The organism is Devosia sp., assembly GCF_030689745.1.
Taxonomy (GTDB): Bacteria; Pseudomonadota; Alphaproteobacteria; order Rhizobiales; family Devosiaceae; genus Devosia; species Devosia alba.
Map to the genome: position 1 here is coordinate 1 of NZ_JAUYGL010000197.1, position 18,707 is coordinate 18,707.

Consider the following 18,707-nt stretch of genomic DNA (forward strand, 5'->3'; position numbering starts at 1 on the left):
GCGTCTTTGCCGCCTCGTTCCGGGCACGCCAGATCAGCCTGTGGCAGGTGGTCCTGTCGCCGCGCGGCGTCCTGGGCGGCTATACCAGCCACCGCTGAGGCAGATTCACGTGAAACACTTGTCCACAGGGTAACGCAAGGGCGGTTTGCTCAGACCTGCTGGCGCTGCAGTGGCAACCGGATCGGGGTGGCAAAGCCGGTGGCCAGATCGACCCAGAACCGGCCATGCAGGGGCAGGGGAAATACCAGTCGGCCCGGTAGGGGATCGCCGCGACCGAGCCAGACCGCCTCGACAATGGATTCGCCGGGCGCCGGGTTGCTGTCCAGATTGATCACACCGGCCGCGCAGTCGGCGACAAACCACAGCTTGATGGTGCGGCTGGTGGCGCTCCAGACCTCGTCGATATAGGCTAGGCGCCGGGCCTTGACGGTCAGGCCGGTCTCTTCGAGCGTTTCGCGCTCGGCGGCGGCTTCAAGCGTTTCATGGCCCTCCACCCCGCCGCCGGGCGGGGCCCAGAAATCATAGCGCGGGCTGAAATGGCGCAGCAACAGCAGGCGATTGTCGCGCAGCACCAGCGCGCCGGCCGAAATCCGGTATTGCATGGCTAACTCCGAAGCGGAATGTCAGAGAATGCGATGATGTTTTCCGGCGACTGTACTCCACTTGCCTTCAAGCATGTCGCAAGCGCTTCAGCTACTAGTAGTGGATGCTTTGATGGCCCAACTATCACACGCTTCACCAACTTTGGAACTTCTATGCCGACGAGGTCCAAATTTGGCTGATCCTTGAGTGCCAATGCAAGAATTGTCTGGGGAACGCCTCCAATGACCTCTACACGTGCCGAAAGTGTCAATGGAGTATTGAAAGCTGGAGATCGGACTATCCTCCACTCCCTTTCATCGCGAAAACCCTCGTGTTTGGTACACAGCATCGCAAAATGCAAAGTGTGACAGAGCTCCGCGTAGATTTGTTCCGCACCTTGCTCAACAAGGAAATCAAAGCTCTTCTCCGCCCGTTCTATCAATCTTTCGAAGGCGGCCGAAAAGCTCTGCAGCGTATGATAGCCGACAGGGCTGGCGTAAGCGCCTAGGGCATCGGAAACTCGAAGCAGCGGTCCACCATCCAGTACAAGACCAACACCGCTATTTCCACCATAGGCCCGCCACATCGACAGTCGTCCATGAGTATTTTCCCTTGCTCTGTGCTCAGACACGCAGGCGATATAAGTTTCAGTCCGAACTCGTTGCTCCCAAGAGACAAACCAATCCCAGAGCTTGACCGACATCTTCGGGTCAATTTTGCCAAAAACGTCCTCAAACCGTTCGCCGTGCTCCAACCAAGCTCTTCTAATGCAGGCCTGGCCGAACTCAATCTCGCGAAAATCGTTCATAGCAGATGATTGACGCATCCAGACTTCGGTATTCTTCAGTATCAAAGTCGCTGTCGCTGCAGACGTGTAGTGAATGAACTGCTGACCGGTTTTTTCCGCATATTGGGCCTTTTTCATCGCAAATGGCCTAAATATGGCGTTTCGGCGGGCACTTGCTGAGGCAAGTACCGTAGGTAGCAAATCTGCCATCAGGCCAATCCCATATTCAACCGGTAGCTCAGCGCCTCGGCGATATGGGGCCGTCCCACCCGCTCGTCGCCGCCCAGATCGGCCAGGGTGCGGGCGACCTTGAGCACGCGGTGATAGGCGCGGGCCGACAGGTTGAAGCGTTCGGCGGCCTGCAGCAGCAGGGTCTGGCTCTCCTTGTCGGGATTGACCAGCGCCTCGATCAGGCTGGGGCCGGCGGCGGCATTGGTGTGGATGCCCGGGGCGCCATGGTCGGCATAGCGCTGCTGCTGGCGCGCGCGGGCCTGGGCGACGCGGGCGGCCACGGCCGCTGAACTCTCCCCGGCCAGGCTGGGCGCGATCAGATCGGCGGCGGTCACGGCGGGCACATCGATGCGCAGATCGATGCGATCGAGAAACGGCCCCGAGACCCGGCCTTGATAATCATGGGCGCAGGCGGGTCCGCGCCGGCAGGTGTGGCCCGGCGTGCCGGCCATGCCGCATTTGCACGGGTTCATCGCGGCGATCAGCTGCACCCGGCTGGGATAGGAAATACGGGCATTGGCCCGGGCAATCACGGTTTCGCCGCTCTCGAGCGGCTGGCGCAGGCTATCGAGCACACCGGGGGCAAATTCGGGCAGCTCATCGAGAAACAGCACGCCATTATGGGCCAGACTGACCTCGCCGGGGCGCACTTTGAGCCCGCCGCCGACCAGCGCGGCCATCGAGGCGGAGTGATGCGGGGCGCGAAACGGCCGGCGGTCGGAAATCGCCCCGCCCACCAGTTCGCCGGCAATGGACTGGATCATCGACACATCGAGCAATTCGCGCGGATTGAGCGGCGGCAGGATGGAGGGCAGGCGCGCCGCCAGCATGGATTTGCCGGCGCCAGGCGGGCCGATCATCAGCAGATTGTGTCCGCCGGCAGCGGCCACTTCGAGCGCGCGGCGCGCCACCTGCTGGCCGCGCACATCGCAGAGATCGGGCAGACCGGTGCTGGGCACATATTTGCGCGGCTGCGGGCGGGCGGCCAATTGGTGGCCGGTCAGATGATTGACCAGCGCCAGCAGGCTGTCGGCGGCAATGATCTCGAGATTTTCGCCGGCCCAGGCGGCTTCAGGACCGGAGGGGGCGGCGCAGATCAGCCCCAGTTCGCGCGACTGGGCGGCGATGGCGGCGGGCAGGATGCCGCCGACATGGGCGAGGCGCCCGTCGAGCCCCAATTCGCCCAGCGCCAGATAGCCATCGAGCCCATCCTGGGGCATGACGCCGATCGCCGCCATGATGCCCAGCGCGATGGGCAGGTCATAATGGCTCCCTTCCTTGGGCAGGTCGGCGGGCGCCAGATTGACGGTGATGCGCTTGGGCGGCAGGCCGATGCCGGAGGCGACCAGCGCCGCCCGGACGCGCTCGCTGCTTTCCTTGACCGCCTTGTCGGGCAGGCCGACCAGGGTGATCTTGGGAAAGCCGGGCGTGATCTGCACTTGCACGTCGACCGGTACGGCCTCGATGCCCTCAAACGCGACGGTCGCGACACGGGTGACCATGTGCTGTTTCCCCTGGCCCGGCAGAAATCTAGCAAAGTCGGCCGCGCTGAACAAGAACGTAGGGCGAACAAAAAACGGCCTGTTAACCACGCCCGTTGCCACACTGGTTAACCTAAGCCTCCATTAACCGCGCCATGTTGAATCAAAGCCACTGCTTGTTCCTGCGTAGAGTGCTGCTGCAATGATGTTCCGCCGTCCTTTTCCCTCGTATTCCGCGATCGCAAAGGGTGCCCTGCTGGCCCTGCTGGCCGGTATTGTTGTGGCCTGCTCGTCGGGAGGCGGTCTTTACGGTCCGATACAGGGGGATAACCGGCCGCATTCGGGCGTCGACCGGGCGCGCGGCATGCCGATCCAGGGGATCGACGTGGCGCGCTACCAGGAAAATGTCGATTTCCGCACCGCGATCCAGTCGGGCATCCATTTCGTCTTCATGAAGGCGACCGAGGGCAAGGACTATCTCGACCCCGATTTCCGCAAGAACTGGGTGCGGGCACGCGAGGCCGGCATGCCGCGCGGCGCCTATCACTTCATGACCTGGTGTTCGCTGGCCTCCGAACAGGCGGCCTGGTTCGTCGCCAATGTGCCCAATGATCCCGATGCGCTGCCGCCGGTGCTCGATCTGGAGTGGAACAATCACTCCAGCTGCCGCAACAAGCCGAGCCGCGCCGATGCGCTGGAAAAAATCCGGCTGATGCTGGACGTGATGGAACGCCATACCGGCAAGCTGCCGCTGATCTATACCGACATGACCTTCCACCGCGACGTGCTGGAGGGGGAATATTTCCCCAATGCCTTCTGGCTGCGCTCGACCGCTGCCGAGCCGCATGAACGCTATGGCAACCGGACCTGGACCTTCTGGCAGTGGACGCAGACCGGCGTGGTGCGCGGGGTGCGCGGCGAGGTGGATCGCAATGCCTATTATGGCGACCAGAATGACTGGCTGACTTTCCTGCAGACCGGCTGCGATCCCCGGGCGATTGCGACGCTGGCACCGAGCGGCCGCTGCCAGGCAGCCAAATAGGCAAGGCTGCCGGCCTCGCCAGCGATTATGGCCGGGTCAGCGCGCGCTCCAGCGGCGCGCGCTGCCATAGTCGATCCCTTCGTCATCGGCTTGTGGCTGGTACAGCACGGCGCTGACCGTCACCGGCCCCTGTTCGGGGTCATAGGTGAATTCCTGCTCGTCACGCATGCCCAGCAGCGCCAGCCCGTGCAGCGAGCGCAGCGAGACGGTCTGGCCGATCACTTCACGGGCGGCGCCGAGCACCAGTCGATGCTCGAACCAGCGTCCCTTGCCCACGCGATAGAGCACCTGGCTGTTCATGGTGACCACATCGGGCTCAATCCTGGCGGCATCCACCACCTGGGCCCGCAACAGCTTGTGGCGCAGCAGGTCGAAATAGCCGCGCTCTCCCGACGGCCGGGCCACGGCAATGCCGCGCAGGATGGCATAATCCTGGTCGGTCATGACGAACTGGGGCAAGTCCGACATTGTGTTGAAACTCCTTGGCAGCAGACAAACGGGAAAGCGGGCGGAAAAGGCGCGTCGCGCTGACCGCGACGCAAGTCGTCACAGCTTGTTGGCACGCAGTGCCGACAGGATGCGGGCGCGGTCATCGCTGTCGCGCAGGCGGATGGTCATGGTTTCGGTCTTGATCGGGGTCTGCGGCGGCAGCCGGTATTGCAGTTCCGGCAGGTGGGTGCCGGCCCAAAGGGTGAAGCGCTTGAGCTTGTGGCTGCCGCTAATGGGAAGGGTGAGACCGTATTTGTACGTCATGGCAATTGTTCCGAACAGACGCATCGCCGCAGCCCGGCAATAGCGGGCAGACGGACGATGACAGGGGGAACCGCTGGCGCGGTTCAATGATCAGTGAATAAGGGGGAACATATCCTGGCCCGGCCCTTGCAGTGCAGGTGGCCGAACCAGGTCAAACGCCTCGGAGGAGGCGGAGCCGGTGATGCGGGCGGTGGTCGGAAGGATGTACGCGCATGGCCATATCAAAGCAGAACCGGCCGGAAAGTCAAATCCCGGCGGGTTTGGCGGCGGCGCGGCGCTTGCCAGCGCCCGGCGTCGGGGCTAGCGTCTCAGGGTATTGATGCGGGCCCTCTGGCCTGCACGAAGGAGAGTGTGAGATGGCCAAGGGTCAGATGCGCAGCAACAAGGAAGCCAAAAAGCCGAAGAAGGACAAGGTCGAAGCCGCCAAGCAGATCACCGGGCTTGGCTCAGGCAGCACCGGCAATTCGGCCAAGAAGTAATCCATTGCCGACAGGTTGGCGGGCGGTCGGCGTGCTCGATCGCCCTTTTTGCTGACTGCGGCACAGTCTGAGCATGTCACCGTTTTGCTGGAAACGCCCTAGCGGCTGGCGGCGACCGCGGGCAACAGGGTTTCCGAGCGCGCCACCGTCACCGTACTGGCGCTGGCCGCCAGCAGGGCCATGATCAACAGAGCAAGAACTGCGGCGACACGCATGGAATGCATCCTCAAAAGCCAAAACCGGCTTTGGTTGTGCGCCGCGCCGCCTGCCCGGTCAAGCACGGCGTTAAGACTTGCTTAACCCTGCAATTTTACCAAATTTTTCAGCTGTGCAGCAGCGTTGCCGGGCCGGCTCAGCCCGCCAGCAGGCCGCTCTGCTTGATGCCGTCGAAGACGAACTGCACGGCCAGGGCGGCCAGCAGGATGCCGACCACCCGCGAGACCACGGCAAGGCCGGTGACGCCGAGCAGGCGCTGGATGGGAATGGCCACCAGCAGGGTCAGCCAGGCCAGAAACAGGATCACCACAATGGCGACCAGCACTGCCCAGAATTCGATATCGCTCTGGGTGCCGGTGGTCAGCAGGATCACCGCACTGATGGCGCCCGGGCCGGCCAGCAAGGGCATGGCGAGCGGAAAGACGGCGATATCATCGCGCGAGCGGGCTTCCACCTCTTCCTCATTGGTGGTGCCGGTGCCGCCCGAATGACGGGCAAACACCATGTCGATGGCGATCAAGAACAGCAGCAGGCCGCCGGCCGTGCGCAGGGCCGGAATGGAAATGCCGAAGACATCGAGGATGGCATTGCCCAGAATGCCGAAGGTGAGCAGGATGATGGCAGCGATGATGACGCCGCGCGTGGCAAAGGCAAAGCGTTCCCTGGCCGTGTTGTGCTTGGTCAGCGCGGCAAAGATGAAGGCAATATCGGCCACACCCACCGTGGCAAACAGGGTCGCAAAAGCGGCCAGAAATGTCGTTGTGGGCATGAACTTGCTCCCGAATGCGGCTCTAGACCTAGCCGGTTGCGCCGGTTTTGCCTACCCCGCCGCGCTCAGGCGGCCCGCCGTTTTTCGATGGCGTCCCAGATCAGCACCGCAATGTCGGGGCCGCCAAAGCGCTTGATCTCGCGGATGCCGGTGGGAGAGGTGACGTTGATCTCGGTAAGGTAGTCGCCGATCACGTCAATGCCGACAAAGATCATGTCGCGTTCGCGCAGCGCCGGGGCGATGGCGGCACAGATCTCGCGCTCGCGGGCGGTCAGTTCGCTCAGCTCCGGGCGGCCGCCGACATGCATGTTGGACCGCGCCTCGCCAGCGGCGGGAATGCGGTTGAGGCCGGCGATGGGCTCGCCATCGATGATGATGATCCGCTTGTCGCCCTTGCGCACGTCGGGCAGGTATTGCTGCACCATGAAGGGTTCGCGGTAATTCTGTTCGAACAATTCGAGCAGGCTGACCAGATTGTGGTCGCCCTCCTGGATGAAGAACACCCCGGCCCCGCCATTGCCGTAGAGCGGCTTGACGATGATATTGCCATGCTCGCGGCGGAAGGCGTGGATCATCTCCCGGTCGCGCGTCACCAGGGTGGGCGGCATCAGGTCGGGGAAATCGGTGACCAGGATCTTTTCGGGGGCATTGCGCACGGCGGCGGGCGGATTGACCACCAGCGTCCTGGGGTGCAGCCGCTCGAGCATGTGGGTGAGCGTGATATAGTTCATGTCGAAGGGCGGATCCTGGCGCATATGGATCACGTCCTGGGTCGACAGGTCGATGCGGGCGGGTTCGCCCAGCTGGAAATGCTCGCCCCTGGGCTTGTCGAACACTTCAATCGGCGCTGCCAGAGCGGTCACCACATTGTCGCGCAGCGCCAGCGTATCGGGGGTGTAGTGCAGCAGCTGGTGGCCGCGCGCCTGGGCTTCGAGCATCAGGGCGAAGGTGGAATCGCCGAGCGGATTGATGGTGGCAACATGGTCCATCTGGACCGCGACTTTGAGCATCATGGTGTCTCTCAGCTAACGTCGAAGGCGTTGATGACATGGCGCGGCCATCGCCAGGGTGCAAGGAAAATCACGTCAAAGCGCAGATCGGTATCCGCGCTGGCCCTGTGGCGGGCCAGCCAGTACTGCGCCGCGTGGCTGATCCGGCGCTGGTTCACCGCTTCAAGCGTCTCGCCCTCGCGGGCCGCCGAGGCGCGGGCCTTGACCTCGACAAAGACGATGGTGCCCGCGCGCTGCACGATCAGATCGATCTCGCCCAGCGGGGTTTTGGCGCGCCGGGCAATGACGCTGTAAAACTTGCAGCGCAGATACCAGGCCGCCAGCGCCTCGGCGCGCAGCCCGCCGCGATAGGCGGCGATGCGGGCCTTACTTTTCGGCTTTGAGGGCGAGCGCGGCATCATAGACTTCCTTGCGCTTGAGCCCGAAGCGCGCGGCCACCGCATCGACGGCAGCGCGCAGGGGCTGGTCGGTCATTTCCGCCTGCAGCGCCGCCTGCCAGTCGGCGGCAGCGGGGGCGGCGGGCGCGGCGGCGCCAGCGACAATGATGACCGCCTCGCCCTTGGTCTCGCCTTCGGCGAAAACGGCGGCGAGTTCGGCCAAGGTGCCGCGCTGCACGCGCTCGAAGCGCTTGGTCAGTTCGAGCGCCACGGCAGCCTGGCGCTCGCCCAGCACCTCGGCCATGGCGGCCAGGCTATCGTCGAGCCGGCGCGGGCTTTCGTAAAACACCATGGTTTCACGTGAATCGCTGAGCGCCTTGAGCGCATTGATGCGGGCCCCGGCCTTGGGCGGCAGAAAGCCATGAAAGGTGAAGGCATCGGTGGGCAGGCCCGCCACCACCAGGCCCGAGAGCAGGGCCGAGGCGCCGGGAATGGCAAACACCGGCAAATCGGCCTCGGCCAGGGCACGGATCAGCGGAAAGCCGGGATCGGAGAGCAGCGGCGTGCCGGCGTCGGAAATCAGCGCGAAGCGGCCGCCGGCAGCGATGCGGCCGACGATATCGTCGGCCTTGGCGCGCTCATTGTGCTCATGGAAGGCAATGCGGCGGGTCTTGATGCCATAGTGATCGAGCAGCCGGGCCGACAGGCGCGTGTCCTCGCACAGCACGGCATCGGCAGCGGCCAGGGTTTCAAGCGCCCGGATGGTGATATCGCGCAGATTGCCGATCGGGGTGGCCACGACATAAAGACCGGGCGCCAGCGGCGGCGCGGTGAAGGTGGTGCCGGCGATGAAGTAGCCCGAATTGGTGTCCGTCATGCGCCAGCAGTCCGCCCGATTGAGAATTGGTTAAGCAATGCGGTTCTAGATGCTAACAGTCTGCTGGCAAACTCGGGGCAAGCGTGACTGCACATCGAAATTCATGTCACGGCATAGCACAGGCGCTCGCCGTCGTCGGCCTGTTTGTACTGAGCGCCTGCTCGCCCATCCATATCGCTTCGCGCACCATCGATTTCGGTTTTGGGGGCGCGAACCAGACCAACCCCAACCAGACGATGACGCCGCTGGGTCCGGCCAATGCCAGCCAGCGCTTCGGGCGCGGGCCGGTGCAGGTGGCGCTGCTGCTGCCGCTGAGCGGGGATCCGGGTCTGGCCAATGTGGGCCAGGCCATGGCCAATGGCAGCCGGCTGGCCATGGCGTTCATTGAAGCCAATCCCAATATTGCCGAGAACACCACCATCACCCTGCACGATACCGGCGGCACGGTGGCCGGGGCCACCAGCGCCACCCAGACTGCGCTCGCTGGAGGTGCCAGGCTGATCCTGGGGCCGTTGCGCGGCGATTCGGTGACGGCGGCCGGTGCCGTGGCACGCGCATCGGGGGTGCCACTGATCGGCTTTTCCAACAATCCGGGCGCGGCGGGGCCGGGGGTGTACCTGCTCAGTGTGCTGCCGGAAATGGAAATGCAGCGGGCGCTGAACTATGTGAAGGCCAAGGGACGGCGGGGCGTTGCCGGGGTGTTCCCCGCTTCGGCCTATGGCCAGGCCCAGCAGACGGCGTTCCGCCAGCAGGCCAGCCAGGCCGGGCTGGCGCCGCAGGCGGTCTATAGTTTCGGCAGTACGGGTGAGGCCCCCCAGATCATCGCCCAGGCCCAGCCGCTGATCGAGAAGGGCCTGATCGATACGCTGTTCCTGCCCGACCGGGCCAGCGCGCCCGCATTCGCCGCTGCCCTGGCCCAGGCCGGGATCAGCCCGAGCGCGGTGCAGATCGTCGGCTCGGCCGACTGGGAGGGCGATACCACAATCCTCGCCACTCCAGCTTTGGCAGGAGCCATCTATCCGGCGGTTGATCCGGCCGGCATGGCCGCGATCCGGCCCGAGTATCAGGCCCGCTTCAACAGCCAGCCGCATGCGCTGTCCACCATAGCCTATACCGCCACCATCCTGGCCAATGTGAACACGCTGTCGCTGGCCAATCCGCCCTATAATCCGGCGCTGATGACCAATCCCACCGGCTTTAACGGCCGCGACGGGGTGTTCCGCTTCCTCAACAGCGGGCGCAGCCAATATGCGCTGGCCATGCTGCAGGTCAGCCCCGGCGGCGCGGTGCGGCTGGAAGGCCCAAAACTCTGAGCAACACTGATCTTTGGCAGGAAATTTCAATGACGGTATGGATCTGCAAGACCTGCGGCGCCCAGCATACACCGAGCCAGACGCCACCGGCCCATTGCGCCATTTGCGAAGATGAGCGGCAATATGTCGGCGCCGCCGGACAGCTCTGGCTTGATCGCGATGCCATCACCGCCAGCCATGCCAATGACTGGCGGGAGATCGAACCGGGTTTGAGCGGCATTGGTGTGGTGCCCACCATCGCCATCGGCCAACGCGCGCTGCTGGTGCAGACGCCAGAGGGCAATGTGCTGTGGGATTGCGTGCCCATGCTGGACGCGGCAACCAGGGACCGCATCAAGGCTCTTGGCGGGCTCAAGGCGATGTGCTTTTCGCACCCGCATTTCTACACCGGCATGGTGGAATGGAGCGAAGCGCTGGGCGGCGTGCCGATCCGGCTGCCCGAGGCCGATCTGGCCCATGTGATGCGACCCAGCCCGCTGATCGAGCCCTGGAGCGGCGACCGGCTGGATATCCTGCCCGGCGTTACTGTGCATCGCCTGGGCGGGCCTTTTGCGGGCAGCAGCGTGCTGGAATGGGCTGTCGGCGCTGATGGCAAGGGAGCCCTGCTGGTCGGCGACACCATTCAGGTCACCCCAGCCGCAGGATGGGTAAGCTTCATGCGCTCTTATCCCAACATGATCCCGCTGCCGGCCCGCACGGTGCGGGACATAGCCGACCGCGTGGCGGACCTCAGCTTTGACCGCCTCTATGGCGGCTGGTGGGACAAGGTCATCAGCAGCGATGCCAAAACCGCCGTCGCCCGCTCGGCGGAGCGCTATATCGCGGCGCTGGCCTAGGCGGCCAGATCGGCGACCACCGCGTCGAGCACCGGCCAGCCGCGGTCAGTGACGCGCAGATTGCCATTGGGCAGGGTTTCGACAAAGCCATAACCCTTGAGCGCGGCGATCTGGGCCGGGTTGATCTGGCGGCCCGAGAGCGCGGTAAAGCGGGCCGGGGAAATGCCCTCCTTGAGGCGCAGGCCCATGACGAGGAACTCGTCGCCCTGCTCTTCCCAGGTCAAGACGTCGTCCACCACCATGCCATGGCCCTTGGCCAGCACGTTTTTCTGCCAGTCGAACGGCATTTTCTCGTCGGCGGTGGCGTGGCGCTGATTGTTGATCATCAACCGGCCATGGGCGCCCGGCCCAATGCCGGCATATTCGCCATAGCGCCAATACAGCAGATTGTGTTCGCTCTCCTGGCCGGGGCGGGCATGGTTGGAAATCTCATAGGCGGGCAGGCCGGCTGCGGCGGTGAGTTCCTGGGTCATTTCATAGAAATCGGCGGCCAGATCCTCGCCGGGAATCTTCAGCTTGCCGGCGGCCTGCAGGTCGAAATAGCGCGTGCCCTGCTCGATGGTGAGCTGGTAGAGGCTGATATGGCCCTGCGCCATCCACAGCGCTTCCTTGAGCTCGTCTTCCCAGTCGTCCAGGGTCTGGCGCGGCCTTGCATAGATCAGATCAAAGCTGGAGCGCTCGAATACTGATTGGGCGATGCGCACGGCGGCGACGGCCTCCTCAACGCTGTGGCGGCGGCCGAGTTCGGCCAGCGGGCCGGGGCGCAGCGACTGCACGCCGAGCGAGACGCGATTGACGCCGGCGCTGCGGAAGCCGCGAAAGCGGTCGACCTCGACACTGGTCGGATTGGCCTCCAGCGTGATTTCGGCCTGCGGCTCGACGGTCCAGTGCCGGGCAATGGCGTCAATGATGCGGGCGGTGGAGCCGGGCGACATCAGCGAGGGGGTGCCACCACCAAAAAAGATCGACTGCACCACCCGGCCCGGCGCCAATTGCGCGGCATGGGCGATTTCGCGCTCATAGGCCGCCACATAGCTGTCCTCATCAAAGGCCCCGCGATGGACGTGGCTATTGAAATCGCAATACGGGCATTTGCTGGCGCAGAACGGCCAGTGCACATAGACCCCAAACAGATCATTGGGGTTATTTTTCAATCTGGGCCTCGTAGAACTGGGCAAAGGACCGGGCGCGGTGGCTCAGACCAGGCTGGCCGGGTGCCCAGGAGTGCTTCATTTCGGCCGGCATCTGGCCAAAGGTGATGTCGTAGCCCTTGGGCATGAACACCGGATCATAGCCATGCCCGAGCGTGCCGCGCGGCGGCCAGACCAGCGTGCCCTCGACCTTGCCGACATAGAGCACGTCGCGCCCATCGGGATGGGCCAGGCACATGGTGGCATTGAACGAGGCACCTCGAAGGCTGGGCGAGGTGGCATTGGCCGCCTGCAGCGCGTCTTCCACCCGCTTCATGGCGTGGCCGAAATCACGCGGCACCCCGGCCCAGTCGGCGGTGTAAACGCCCGGATCGCCATTGAGCGCGTCGACGCACAGCCCCGAATCATCACTGAGCGCCAGATTGCCGGTGGCCTGGGCCGCAGCATGGGCCTTGAGGCGGGCATTTTGCGCAAAAGTGGTGCCGGTTTCTTCGGGCTCGGGCAGGCCCAGTTCCCCTGCCGAGACGATCTCGAGTCCAAAGGGCTCAAACAGCTCGCGGAACTCCTTGAGCTTGCCGGCATTGTGGGTGGCCAGCACCAGCCGGTCGCCAGCGCGCAGGCGGGGCAGGCTCATTTGCTGGAGCCTTTGGGCTTGGCGTCGAGCGCCCGGGCCACATCGTGCCACAGCGCGCAGTTCTCCGGGGAGGCCTGACGCGTCCCATTGGACGGGGTCGGCGTGGATTTGCTGGAAATCAGGTTTTTGAGCCAGGCGATCATACTGCGAGTACCGATTGCTGGAGAAGGGAAAGCTCGCCAATGCCCTGTTCGGCCAGGGTCATCAGCGCATCGAGTTCGGCGCGGCTGAACGGGGTCTGTTCGGCGGTGCCCTGGATTTCCACGAAGGCGCCGCTGCCGGTCATGACGAAATTGGCGTCGGTATGGGCTTCGACATCTTCGAGATAGTCGAGATCGAGCACCGGGGCGCCGCGATAGATGCCGCAGGAGACGGCAGCCACCGAATCGCGCAGCGCCTTGCCCCTGGTGAGCTTGCGCTCATCCATCCACTTGATGGCATCGGCCAGCGCCACATAGGCGCCGGTGATCGCGGCGGTGCGGGTGCCGCCATCGGCTTCGAGCACGTCGCAGTCGATGGTGATCTGGTTTTCGCCCAGCAGCTGCAGATCGACCACCGCCCGAAGCGAACGGCCGATCAGGCGCTGGATTTCCTGGGTGCGGCCGGTCTGCTTGCCGGCTGTCGCCTCGCGGCGATTGCGGCTGCCGGTGGCGCGCGGCAGCATGCCATATTCGGCGGTGACCCAGCCCTGGCCCTTGCCGCGCATCCAGCCGGGGACAGTGGTTTCCACCGATGCGGTGACCAGCACCTTGGTATGGCCGAACGAGACGAGGCAGGAGCCTTCCGCCTTCATGGCGACGTTGCGTTCGATCGCCACGGCGCGCATCTGGTTGGCTTGACGTCCTGAAGGGCGCATCCGTTATCCACTTGGAGATTGCAGTTAACCGCCTCTTAACCTTCCTGACGCCGCCTCACAAGCCACGGGAGCTTGGCGGGAGGCTGCAATGCGCCTAAATGGTGGGACACAGTTAAAGCGGACGATTTTATCAAACTGCCATGAGCAAACTTCCAGAAGACTTTTTGAGTGTGCTCAATGCCCGCAGCCAGGACATTTTCCGCCGCATTGTGGAGCGGTATCTGGACACCGGCGCACCGGTGGGCTCGCGCGATCTCAGCCGTATGTTGCAGGGCGGGCTGTCGCCGGCCTCGGTGCGCAATGTCATGGCGGACCTCGAAGATCTCGGGCTGATCGCGGCGCCGCACACCTCGGCAGGGCGGGCCCCGACCCAGGAGGGGCTGCGCTTTTTCGTCGATGCCATGCTTGAGGTGGGGTCGATCAACGAGGTCGAGCGCAGCCAGATCGCCCAGTCGATCCAGGGCCAGCAGCAGGGCCAGGTCGAGGATGTGCTGACCGAAGCCAGCCAATTGCTCAGCGGGCTCAGCCAGGGCGCCGGGGTGGTGATTACCGCCAAGGCCGACATGGTGCTGCGCCATCTCGAATTCGTGCGGCTTGATGCCACCCGCGCCATGGCCATTCTGGTGGGCGAGGATGGCCAGGTGGAAAACCGCATCATGGACATTCCGGCCGGCCTGACGGCGAGCGCGCTGACCCAGGCCAGCAACTTCATTGCCCATCATGTGGTGGGCCGCACCCTGGCCGAGGCGCGCAAGGTGCTGGCGGCGCAGCGCGCCGAGCAGCGGGCCGAACTGGACGAGCTGACGCAAAAGCTGGTCGACGCCGGCATTGCCACGCTGAGCCAGAACGCGCCGAGCAGCACGCCGACGGTGATCGTGCGCGGTCGGGCCAATCTGATCAATGACACCATGGCCAGCGACGAATTGCTGCGCATGCGGCAATTGTTCGACGAGCTGGAAAGCAAGGACGGCCTGCTCGACCTGCTCGGCGATGCCGACAAGGCGCAGGGCGTGCGCATCTTTATCGGCTCGGAGAACAAGCTGTTCTCGCTGTCGGGCTCGTCGGTGATTCTGAGCCCCTACAAGGACGCCAATGACAAGGTGGTGGGCGTGCTGGGGGTGATCGGGCCGACGCGACTGAACTATGCCCGCATCGTGCCGGTGGTCGATTATACCGCCCATGTGATCACGGCGATGATGGCGCGCAAGCGCTGAGCGGTTTTGTCAGAAGGGGCGCCACTTCTGCGGCGCGAAAGCGCGACCGGTCAGAGCGCTGGAGCGATTTCGCCGTTTCAGCGAAACGGCGAAATGGTCTGGCGACAGGCGCTTTGGCTTGCCCTGCCCGGCCACGGGAGCGGCGAGAAAGCCGGGCGCACTTGAAATCACCCCGATATTGGCCGATATGCGGGGCAAATTCTTTGGTATTTGCGGAAGACAGCAATGATGAGCGACGAGAACGCCGCCTCAGGCGAAATGCCTGAAGTCGAAATCCCGGTCGAAGAGACCAATGAGGGCATCGAGAGCATCGATCCAACCGCTGCCCTGCGCACGGAAAACGCCGAACTCAAGGATCGTGTGCTGCGCACGGTTGCCGAGATGGAAAACCTGCGCAAGCGCACCGAGCGCGAAATCAATGATACCCGCAGTTACGCCATTGCCGGCTTTGCCCGCGACATGCTCAGCGCCACCGATGCACTGAGCCGCGCGCTGATCACGCTGCCCGCAGAAACCCGCGAAACCGGCGACGCCACCACCAAGAGCCTGATTGAAGGCATTGAGCTGGCCGAACGCGAAATGCAGCGCCTGCTGGCCAAGCACGGCGTCAAGCCGATCGAGGCGCAGGGCGAGAAATTTGATCCGCATGTGCATCAGGCGATGTTTGAAGTGCCCGATCCCAGCCAGCCCGAAGGCACTGTGGTGCAGGTGGTGCAGCCCGGCTTCCTCATTGGCGACCGCGTGCTGCGCCCCGCCATGGTCGGCGTCGCCAAGGGCGGCCCCAGCCACGCCCCAGCCAGCGAAGCCGTCGACAAGAGCGCCTAGAACCGATCCCGGCGTTTCACGTGAATCCCCGCTTGCGCGGGGATTTTTCGTTTGTGGGTGCCGCAAACCCGATGGGCACCTCCCCCTTGACGGGGGAGGTCGGGAGGGGGTGTGGCTGGCCCGGATGTCGGGGCCAATCGACCCCCTCCCTTGATCCCTTCCCGCAAGAGCCTGCACTCGGGCGCGCCAGGGCGCGACCCGGGTGGGGAGGGTGTTGACTGAAAGCTTGGCCGCTACCCCAAAATCTCCCGGCTCATCACCCGCTCGACCCCGGCTTCGGCCATATCCGCCCAGGCTTTGGCGAGACTGCCGTCATTGTCGATGGCGCGGGTGGCGTCCTCGATGACGGTGACGTCAAAGCCGGCGGCGGCGCCGTCAATGGCGGTCCAGCCGACGCAGTAATCGGTGGCCAGGCCCACGATATAGAGCCGGTCGACATCGCGTTCGCTGAAATAGCCAGCCAGCCCGGTAAGGGTTTCGCGGTCGGCCTCCTGGAAGCCGGAATAGCTGTCGATGGCGCGGTTATAGCCCTTGCGGATGATCAGCTGGGCATGGGGAATGTCCAGATCGGCGGCGAGTTCGGCGCCGTGGCTGTTCCAGACGCAGTGATCGGGCCACAGCACCTGGGTGCCATAGTCGAGCGCGATGGTCTCGAACGGCGCCTTGCCGGGGTGCTGGCTGGCGAACGAGATATGATCGGCCGGGTGCCAGTCCTGGGTGAACACCACATGGCTGAACTTTTTCGCCAGGGCGTTGATCAGCGGCACGATCTCGTCGCCAGCGGCGACGCCGAGACTGCCGCCGGGCAAAAAGTCATGCTGCACATCGACCACGACCAGCACGTCGCGCGGTGAAATCTGAAGCGTCATCCGGCATTACTCCACTTGAACAGACGGCTGCACCCATTGCGCCGGCAGCAGGCCGCGCACCGAATTGCCGAGCCAGACTGCCTCGGCATTGGTCAGGTCGGCAAGGGTCAAAACCTGCTCCACGGCCCGGCCCGTGGCGAGCAGCTCGGCGCGCAGCGTGCCGGGGAGCAGGCCCGAGGCCAAAGGCGGCGTGAGCAACAGCCCAGCGCGTTCGACAAACAGATTGGTGATCGAGCCCTCGGTGAGCTCGCCGCGTTCATTGAGAAACACCACCTCGTCAACGCCATGGGCACGCTGGCGCGGCGTGTCATAAAACGCCCGGTTGGTGGTCTTGTGCGCCAGCCACAGGCTCTGCGAATCGAGCCGTTCCTCGGCGATCATGAAGCGGAAGCGTTCCGGATTGGGCGGCAGCGGCGTGGCGGTGAGCTGCGGGCCGTCGGCGCTCAGCGTCAGCCGCACCCGCATGGGCGCGGTGAAAGCCTGCCCCTTGAGCAGGGCGGTGATGGCGGCCAGATCGCAGGGCAGGGCGAAATAGGCGGCAGAGGCAGCCAGCCGCTCGAGATGACGCTGCAACAGGCTGTAGCCGTCGCCGGGGGTCCAGAGCAGGGTTTCGATCAGGGTGACCGGATCGGCCGGGTCGGTAAAAAATGCCATTTTCAGCAGGGCCTCGCGATATTCGTCCCCGGCGGTGCTGTCGGCGACGACGCCGCCGCCAATGCCAATACTGCCGCGGCCATAGCGATCGATGACGGCGGTGCGGATGGCGACATTGAGGGTGAGGTCGCCATTGGGCGCGAAATAGCCGATCGAGCCGGTATAGACGCCGCGCGGCCTGGTTTCGAGTTCATCGATGATTTCCATGGCCCGCAATTTGGGGGCGCCGGTGATCGAGCCGCAGGGGAACAGGTTTTCCAGCAGCGCGGTGGTGGAGACACCAGGCCGGCGGGTGGCGGTGATGCCCGAGGTCATGGTGTGGAGGGTGCGATAGGTCTCCACCGTGAACAGGTCGGTGACCTTGACCGAGCCGATCTCGGCAATGCGGCCCAGATCATTGCGCAGCAGATCGGTGATCATCAGGTTTTCGGCGCGGTTCTTCTCATCACTGGCGAGGGCGGCGCGGCCAATGGCGTCTTCGGCAATGGTCCTGCCGCGCTTGAGCGTGCCCTTCATCGGGCGGGCCGACAGCGTAGTGCCGCGGCTGGCGACGAACAGCTCGGGCGAGCGTGACAGGATCCAGTGCGCGCCGGTATTGAGCAGGGCGCCATAGGCCACTGGCTGCTGGCGCACGAGGTCGACATAGAGCGCCACCGGATCGCCCTCAAGACGGAAGTCGGCCTGGAAGGTGAGGTTGACCTGATAGGTGTCGCCGGCCGCTATCAGGGCTTTGACGCGATCAAAGGCGGTGGCGTATTGCGCCGGGGTCAGGCTGGGGACGATATCGCGGGCCCGGCCGGTGGCGCTGCCGGCGGCCTGGGCCAGCAATTGGCTGGTTTCGGCGGCGCTCAGCTTTTGCGGGGGGGCGTAGAGGCCAAGCCAGAGCAGGGGGGTGTCGCTGGCGGGCGGCAGGCGGTGCACCAGGCGCTCCTCAAAGGCGAGGCCCGCCTCATAGGCCAGATAGCCGGCGGCCCACAGGCCCTGCGACCGGGCGGCCTCGAGCTGGGCCAGCGCGGCGCGAACCCCGGCGGCGTCATGGGCCTGCAGCACCGCCTGGGGGGCGGTGAACAACAGATTCTCACCCTGGGGGGCGAGCGTATCGTGCAGCAGAACAGAACCGGGGGCGAACATGGGTCTGGTTCTATGGGGTCGGCAGCGCAAAGAAAAGCACTGCTGATGGGGGGAGGTGCTTGATTATTTTTGGCGGCTGCAGATAGTGGCCTGCCGGTTCGCCAATGCGAATGCGGCCCGTGGGAAAATCGATCATGAACACCTATGTTACCGGCGGTCTCGCCGCACTGGCCCTGCTGGCCAGCGCCCTGCCTGCCGCTGCCGAAACCGTTGAATTCACGCTGATCAACGAGAGCAGCCAGGCGCTGCATTATTTTTATACCAATCCGAGCAATTCCGACGAATGGGGCGAGGATCTGCTGGGCGAAGACGGCACGCTGGAGCCCGGCATGCAGGGCACGGTGACGATTGGTGATGGTTCGGACCAGTGCGAATATGATTTCCGCTTCGAAACCGGCGAGGGCGCGGTGCTTGAAGTGACCAATGTCGATATCTGCACGCTCGACAGCTATACGCTGAGCGACTGATTGCTGGCTGGGGGCGGGCCTGGCGCCCGTCCCCTTGCCGTCCGCACGCTGCCCGATCGGGGCGCCGGCGCCCGGCAATGGCGTCAAGCGGGGGCGAATGTGCCCGATGAACGCTTGAAGCCGTACAGGGACCCCCCTATATACCCCTCAAGC

At 64.5% G+C, this 18,707-nt stretch carries 22 protein-coding genes; 7 read left to right on the forward strand and 15 right to left on the reverse strand.

Annotated features, from left to right (window positions below):
* Positions 1 to 149 precede the first annotated feature (149 nt).
* Genes Q8O80_RS17445 through Q8O80_RS17455 form a run of 3 tightly spaced genes read right to left on the reverse strand, consistent with a single transcriptional unit; the run spans position 150 to position 3,102 of the window.
* Positions 150 to 602, reverse strand: coding sequence for an NUDIX domain-containing protein (locus Q8O80_RS17445; protein WP_305581587.1), 453 nt, complete (start codon positions 600 to 602; stop codon positions 150 to 152).
* A gap of 2 nt (positions 603 to 604) precedes the next feature.
* Positions 605 to 1,579 (reverse strand): DUF2971 domain-containing protein, encoded by a 975-nt coding sequence (locus Q8O80_RS17450; protein WP_305581589.1) that lies wholly within the window; start codon positions 1,577 to 1,579, stop codon positions 605 to 607.
* Positions 1,579 to 3,102: a YifB family Mg chelatase-like AAA ATPase gene (locus Q8O80_RS17455; protein ID WP_305581591.1), complete on the reverse strand. Its 1,524-nt coding sequence runs from the start codon at positions 3,100 to 3,102 to the stop codon at positions 1,579 to 1,581. Before Q8O80_RS17455 ends, Q8O80_RS17450 begins: the two co-directional genes overlap by 1 nt.
* Before the next feature lie 181 nt (positions 3,103 to 3,283).
* Between Q8O80_RS17455 and Q8O80_RS17460 the strand changes: the two genes are divergently transcribed.
* Positions 3,284 to 4,123 carry a GH25 family lysozyme gene (locus Q8O80_RS17460; protein ID WP_305581593.1) on the forward strand — a complete coding sequence of 280 codons (840 nt, stop codon included), beginning with the start codon at positions 3,284 to 3,286 and terminating at the stop codon, positions 4,121 to 4,123.
* A 36-nt stretch (positions 4,124 to 4,159) separates the two neighbouring features.
* Here the strand turns inward: Q8O80_RS17460 and Q8O80_RS17465 are convergent, their stop codons facing one another.
* Together Q8O80_RS17465 and Q8O80_RS17470 are read right to left on the reverse strand one after the other, a co-directional pair.
* Positions 4,160 to 4,591 carry a hypothetical protein gene (locus tag Q8O80_RS17465; RefSeq protein WP_305581595.1) on the reverse strand — a complete coding sequence of 144 codons (432 nt, stop codon included), beginning with the start codon at positions 4,589 to 4,591 and terminating at the stop codon, positions 4,160 to 4,162.
* A 78-nt stretch (positions 4,592 to 4,669) separates the two neighbouring features.
* Positions 4,670 to 4,876 (reverse strand): hypothetical protein, encoded by a 207-nt coding sequence (locus Q8O80_RS17470; RefSeq protein WP_305581597.1) that lies wholly within the window; start codon positions 4,874 to 4,876, stop codon positions 4,670 to 4,672.
* Positions 4,877 to 5,232: 356 nt separating this feature from the next.
* Between Q8O80_RS17470 and Q8O80_RS17475 the strand changes: the two genes are divergently transcribed.
* Positions 5,233 to 5,355, forward strand: coding sequence for a hypothetical protein (locus Q8O80_RS17475; RefSeq protein ID WP_305581599.1), 123 nt, complete (start codon positions 5,233 to 5,235; stop codon positions 5,353 to 5,355).
* A 352-nt stretch (positions 5,356 to 5,707) separates the two neighbouring features.
* Here the strand turns inward: Q8O80_RS17475 and Q8O80_RS17480 are convergent, their stop codons facing one another.
* The 4 genes from Q8O80_RS17480 to rsmI all read right to left on the reverse strand — a co-directional run bounded on the left by Q8O80_RS17480 (position 5,708) and on the right by rsmI (position 8,604).
* Positions 5,708 to 6,340, reverse strand: a complete 633-nt coding sequence (locus tag Q8O80_RS17480; protein ID WP_305581601.1) for a MarC family protein — start codon at positions 6,338 to 6,340, stop codon at positions 5,708 to 5,710.
* A gap of 65 nt (positions 6,341 to 6,405) precedes the next feature.
* Positions 6,406 to 7,353, reverse strand: a complete 948-nt coding sequence (gene gshB, locus Q8O80_RS17485; protein WP_305581603.1) for a glutathione synthase — start codon at positions 7,351 to 7,353, stop codon at positions 6,406 to 6,408.
* Positions 7,354 to 7,361: 8 nt separating this feature from the next.
* A complete protein-coding gene (locus tag Q8O80_RS17490; protein ID WP_305581605.1) occupies positions 7,362 to 7,748 on the reverse strand; it encodes a YraN family protein in 387 nt (128 codons plus the stop codon).
* Entirely contained in the window at positions 7,717 to 8,604 is an 888-nt protein-coding gene (gene rsmI / locus Q8O80_RS17495; protein WP_305581607.1) for a 16S rRNA (cytidine(1402)-2'-O)-methyltransferase, read from the reverse strand. The genes Q8O80_RS17490 and rsmI overlap by 32 nt, the downstream gene beginning before the upstream one ends.
* Before the next feature lie 83 nt (positions 8,605 to 8,687).
* Between rsmI and Q8O80_RS17500 the strand changes: the two genes are divergently transcribed.
* Both Q8O80_RS17500 and Q8O80_RS17505 read left to right on the forward strand, forming a co-directional pair.
* On the forward strand, positions 8,688 to 9,917 hold the full coding sequence (locus Q8O80_RS17500; protein WP_305581610.1) for a penicillin-binding protein activator: 1,230 nt from the start codon (positions 8,688 to 8,690) through the stop codon (positions 9,915 to 9,917).
* Positions 9,918 to 9,946: 29 nt separating this feature from the next.
* Complete coding sequence (locus Q8O80_RS17505) at positions 9,947 to 10,753, forward strand: hypothetical protein (protein ID WP_305581612.1); 807 nt, start codon at positions 9,947 to 9,949, stop codon at positions 10,751 to 10,753.
* Here the strand turns inward: Q8O80_RS17505 and hemW are convergent.
* From hemW to rph, 4 genes are read right to left on the reverse strand one after another with little or no spacing between them, the layout of a single operon-like run.
* Positions 10,750 to 11,907 (reverse strand): radical SAM family heme chaperone HemW, encoded by a 1,158-nt coding sequence (gene hemW, locus Q8O80_RS17510; protein WP_305581614.1) that lies wholly within the window; start codon positions 11,905 to 11,907, stop codon positions 10,750 to 10,752. The two genes, Q8O80_RS17505 and hemW, sit on opposite strands and share 4 nt — an antisense overlap.
* On the reverse strand, positions 11,897 to 12,538 hold the full coding sequence (locus tag Q8O80_RS17515; RefSeq protein ID WP_305581616.1) for a non-canonical purine NTP pyrophosphatase: 642 nt from the start codon (positions 12,536 to 12,538) through the stop codon (positions 11,897 to 11,899). The genes hemW and Q8O80_RS17515 overlap by 11 nt, the downstream gene beginning before the upstream one ends.
* The gene (locus Q8O80_RS17520) at positions 12,535 to 12,681 is read right to left on the reverse strand and encodes a hypothetical protein (RefSeq protein WP_305581618.1); all 147 of its coding nucleotides are present in this window, start codon (positions 12,679 to 12,681) and stop codon (positions 12,535 to 12,537) included. Before Q8O80_RS17520 ends, Q8O80_RS17515 begins: the two co-directional genes overlap by 4 nt.
* The gene (rph, locus tag Q8O80_RS17525) at positions 12,678 to 13,394 is read right to left on the reverse strand and encodes a ribonuclease PH (RefSeq protein ID WP_305581620.1); all 717 of its coding nucleotides are present in this window, start codon (positions 13,392 to 13,394) and stop codon (positions 12,678 to 12,680) included. The genes Q8O80_RS17520 and rph overlap by 4 nt, the downstream gene beginning before the upstream one ends.
* A gap of 140 nt (positions 13,395 to 13,534) precedes the next feature.
* On the opposite strand from rph, the gene hrcA reads away from it, so the two are divergent.
* Together hrcA and grpE are read left to right on the forward strand one after the other, a co-directional pair.
* Positions 13,535 to 14,608, forward strand: a complete 1,074-nt coding sequence (gene hrcA, locus Q8O80_RS17530; RefSeq protein WP_305581622.1) for a heat-inducible transcriptional repressor HrcA — start codon at positions 13,535 to 13,537, stop codon at positions 14,606 to 14,608.
* A gap of 228 nt (positions 14,609 to 14,836) precedes the next feature.
* Entirely contained in the window at positions 14,837 to 15,433 is a 597-nt protein-coding gene (gene grpE / locus Q8O80_RS17535; protein ID WP_305581624.1) for a nucleotide exchange factor GrpE, read from the forward strand.
* Positions 15,434 to 15,666: 233 nt separating this feature from the next.
* Here the strand turns inward: grpE and pncA are convergent, their stop codons facing one another.
* A complete protein-coding gene (pncA, locus tag Q8O80_RS17540; RefSeq protein ID WP_371136233.1) occupies positions 15,667 to 16,302 on the reverse strand; it encodes a bifunctional nicotinamidase/pyrazinamidase in 636 nt (211 codons plus the stop codon).
* A gap of 6 nt (positions 16,303 to 16,308) precedes the next feature.
* Complete coding sequence (pabB, locus tag Q8O80_RS17545) at positions 16,309 to 18,087, reverse strand: aminodeoxychorismate synthase component I (protein WP_305581626.1); 1,779 nt, start codon at positions 18,085 to 18,087, stop codon at positions 16,309 to 16,311.
* A gap of 134 nt (positions 18,088 to 18,221) precedes the next feature.
* On the opposite strand from pabB, the gene Q8O80_RS17550 reads away from it, so the two are divergent.
* A complete protein-coding gene (locus tag Q8O80_RS17550; protein WP_305581628.1) occupies positions 18,222 to 18,554 on the forward strand; it encodes a hypothetical protein in 333 nt (110 codons plus the stop codon).
* Positions 18,555 to 18,707 lie beyond the last annotated feature (153 nt).

Bases quoted from the DNA above. Each gene is read 5' to 3' on its own strand.
- Q8O80_RS17445 (WP_305581587.1), bottom strand. From the start codon at position 602: ATGCAATACCGGATTTCGGCCGGCGCGCTGGTGCTGCGCGACAATCGC.
- Q8O80_RS17450 (WP_305581589.1), bottom strand. From the start codon at position 1,579: ATGGCAGATTTGCTACCTACGGTACTTGCCTCAGCAAGTGCCCGCCGA.
- Q8O80_RS17455 (WP_305581591.1), bottom strand. From the start codon at position 3,102: ATGGTCACCCGTGTCGCGACCGTCGCGTTTGAGGGCATCGAGGCCGTA.
- Q8O80_RS17460 (WP_305581593.1), top strand. From the start codon at position 3,284: ATGATGTTCCGCCGTCCTTTTCCCTCGTATTCCGCGATCGCAAAGGGT.
- Q8O80_RS17465 (WP_305581595.1), bottom strand. From the start codon at position 4,591: ATGTCGGACTTGCCCCAGTTCGTCATGACCGACCAGGATTATGCCATC.
- Q8O80_RS17470 (WP_305581597.1), bottom strand. From the start codon at position 4,876: ATGACGTACAAATACGGTCTCACCCTTCCCATTAGCGGCAGCCACAAG.
- Q8O80_RS17475 (WP_305581599.1), top strand. From the start codon at position 5,233: ATGGCCAAGGGTCAGATGCGCAGCAACAAGGAAGCCAAAAAGCCGAAG.
- Q8O80_RS17480 (WP_305581601.1), bottom strand. From the start codon at position 6,340: ATGCCCACAACGACATTTCTGGCCGCTTTTGCGACCCTGTTTGCCACG.
- gshB (WP_305581603.1), bottom strand. From the start codon at position 7,353: ATGATGCTCAAAGTCGCGGTCCAGATGGACCATGTTGCCACCATCAAT.
- Q8O80_RS17490 (WP_305581605.1), bottom strand. From the start codon at position 7,748: ATGCCGCGCTCGCCCTCAAAGCCGAAAAGTAAGGCCCGCATCGCCGCC.
- rsmI (WP_305581607.1), bottom strand. From the start codon at position 8,604: ATGACGGACACCAATTCGGGCTACTTCATCGCCGGCACCACCTTCACC.
- Q8O80_RS17505 (WP_305581612.1), top strand. From the start codon at position 9,947: ATGACGGTATGGATCTGCAAGACCTGCGGCGCCCAGCATACACCGAGC.
- Q8O80_RS17515 (WP_305581616.1), bottom strand. From the start codon at position 12,538: ATGAGCCTGCCCCGCCTGCGCGCTGGCGACCGGCTGGTGCTGGCCACC.
- Q8O80_RS17520 (WP_305581618.1), bottom strand. From the start codon at position 12,681: ATGATCGCCTGGCTCAAAAACCTGATTTCCAGCAAATCCACGCCGACC.
- rph (WP_305581620.1), bottom strand. From the start codon at position 13,394: ATGCGCCCTTCAGGACGTCAAGCCAACCAGATGCGCGCCGTGGCGATC.
- hrcA (WP_305581622.1), top strand. From the start codon at position 13,535: ATGAGCAAACTTCCAGAAGACTTTTTGAGTGTGCTCAATGCCCGCAGC.
- grpE (WP_305581624.1), top strand. From the start codon at position 14,837: ATGAGCGACGAGAACGCCGCCTCAGGCGAAATGCCTGAAGTCGAAATC.
- pncA (WP_371136233.1), bottom strand. From the start codon at position 16,302: ATGACGCTTCAGATTTCACCGCGCGACGTGCTGGTCGTGGTCGATGTG.
- pabB (WP_305581626.1), bottom strand. From the start codon at position 18,087: ATGTTCGCCCCCGGTTCTGTTCTGCTGCACGATACGCTCGCCCCCCAG.
- Q8O80_RS17550 (WP_305581628.1), top strand. From the start codon at position 18,222: ATGAACACCTATGTTACCGGCGGTCTCGCCGCACTGGCCCTGCTGGCC.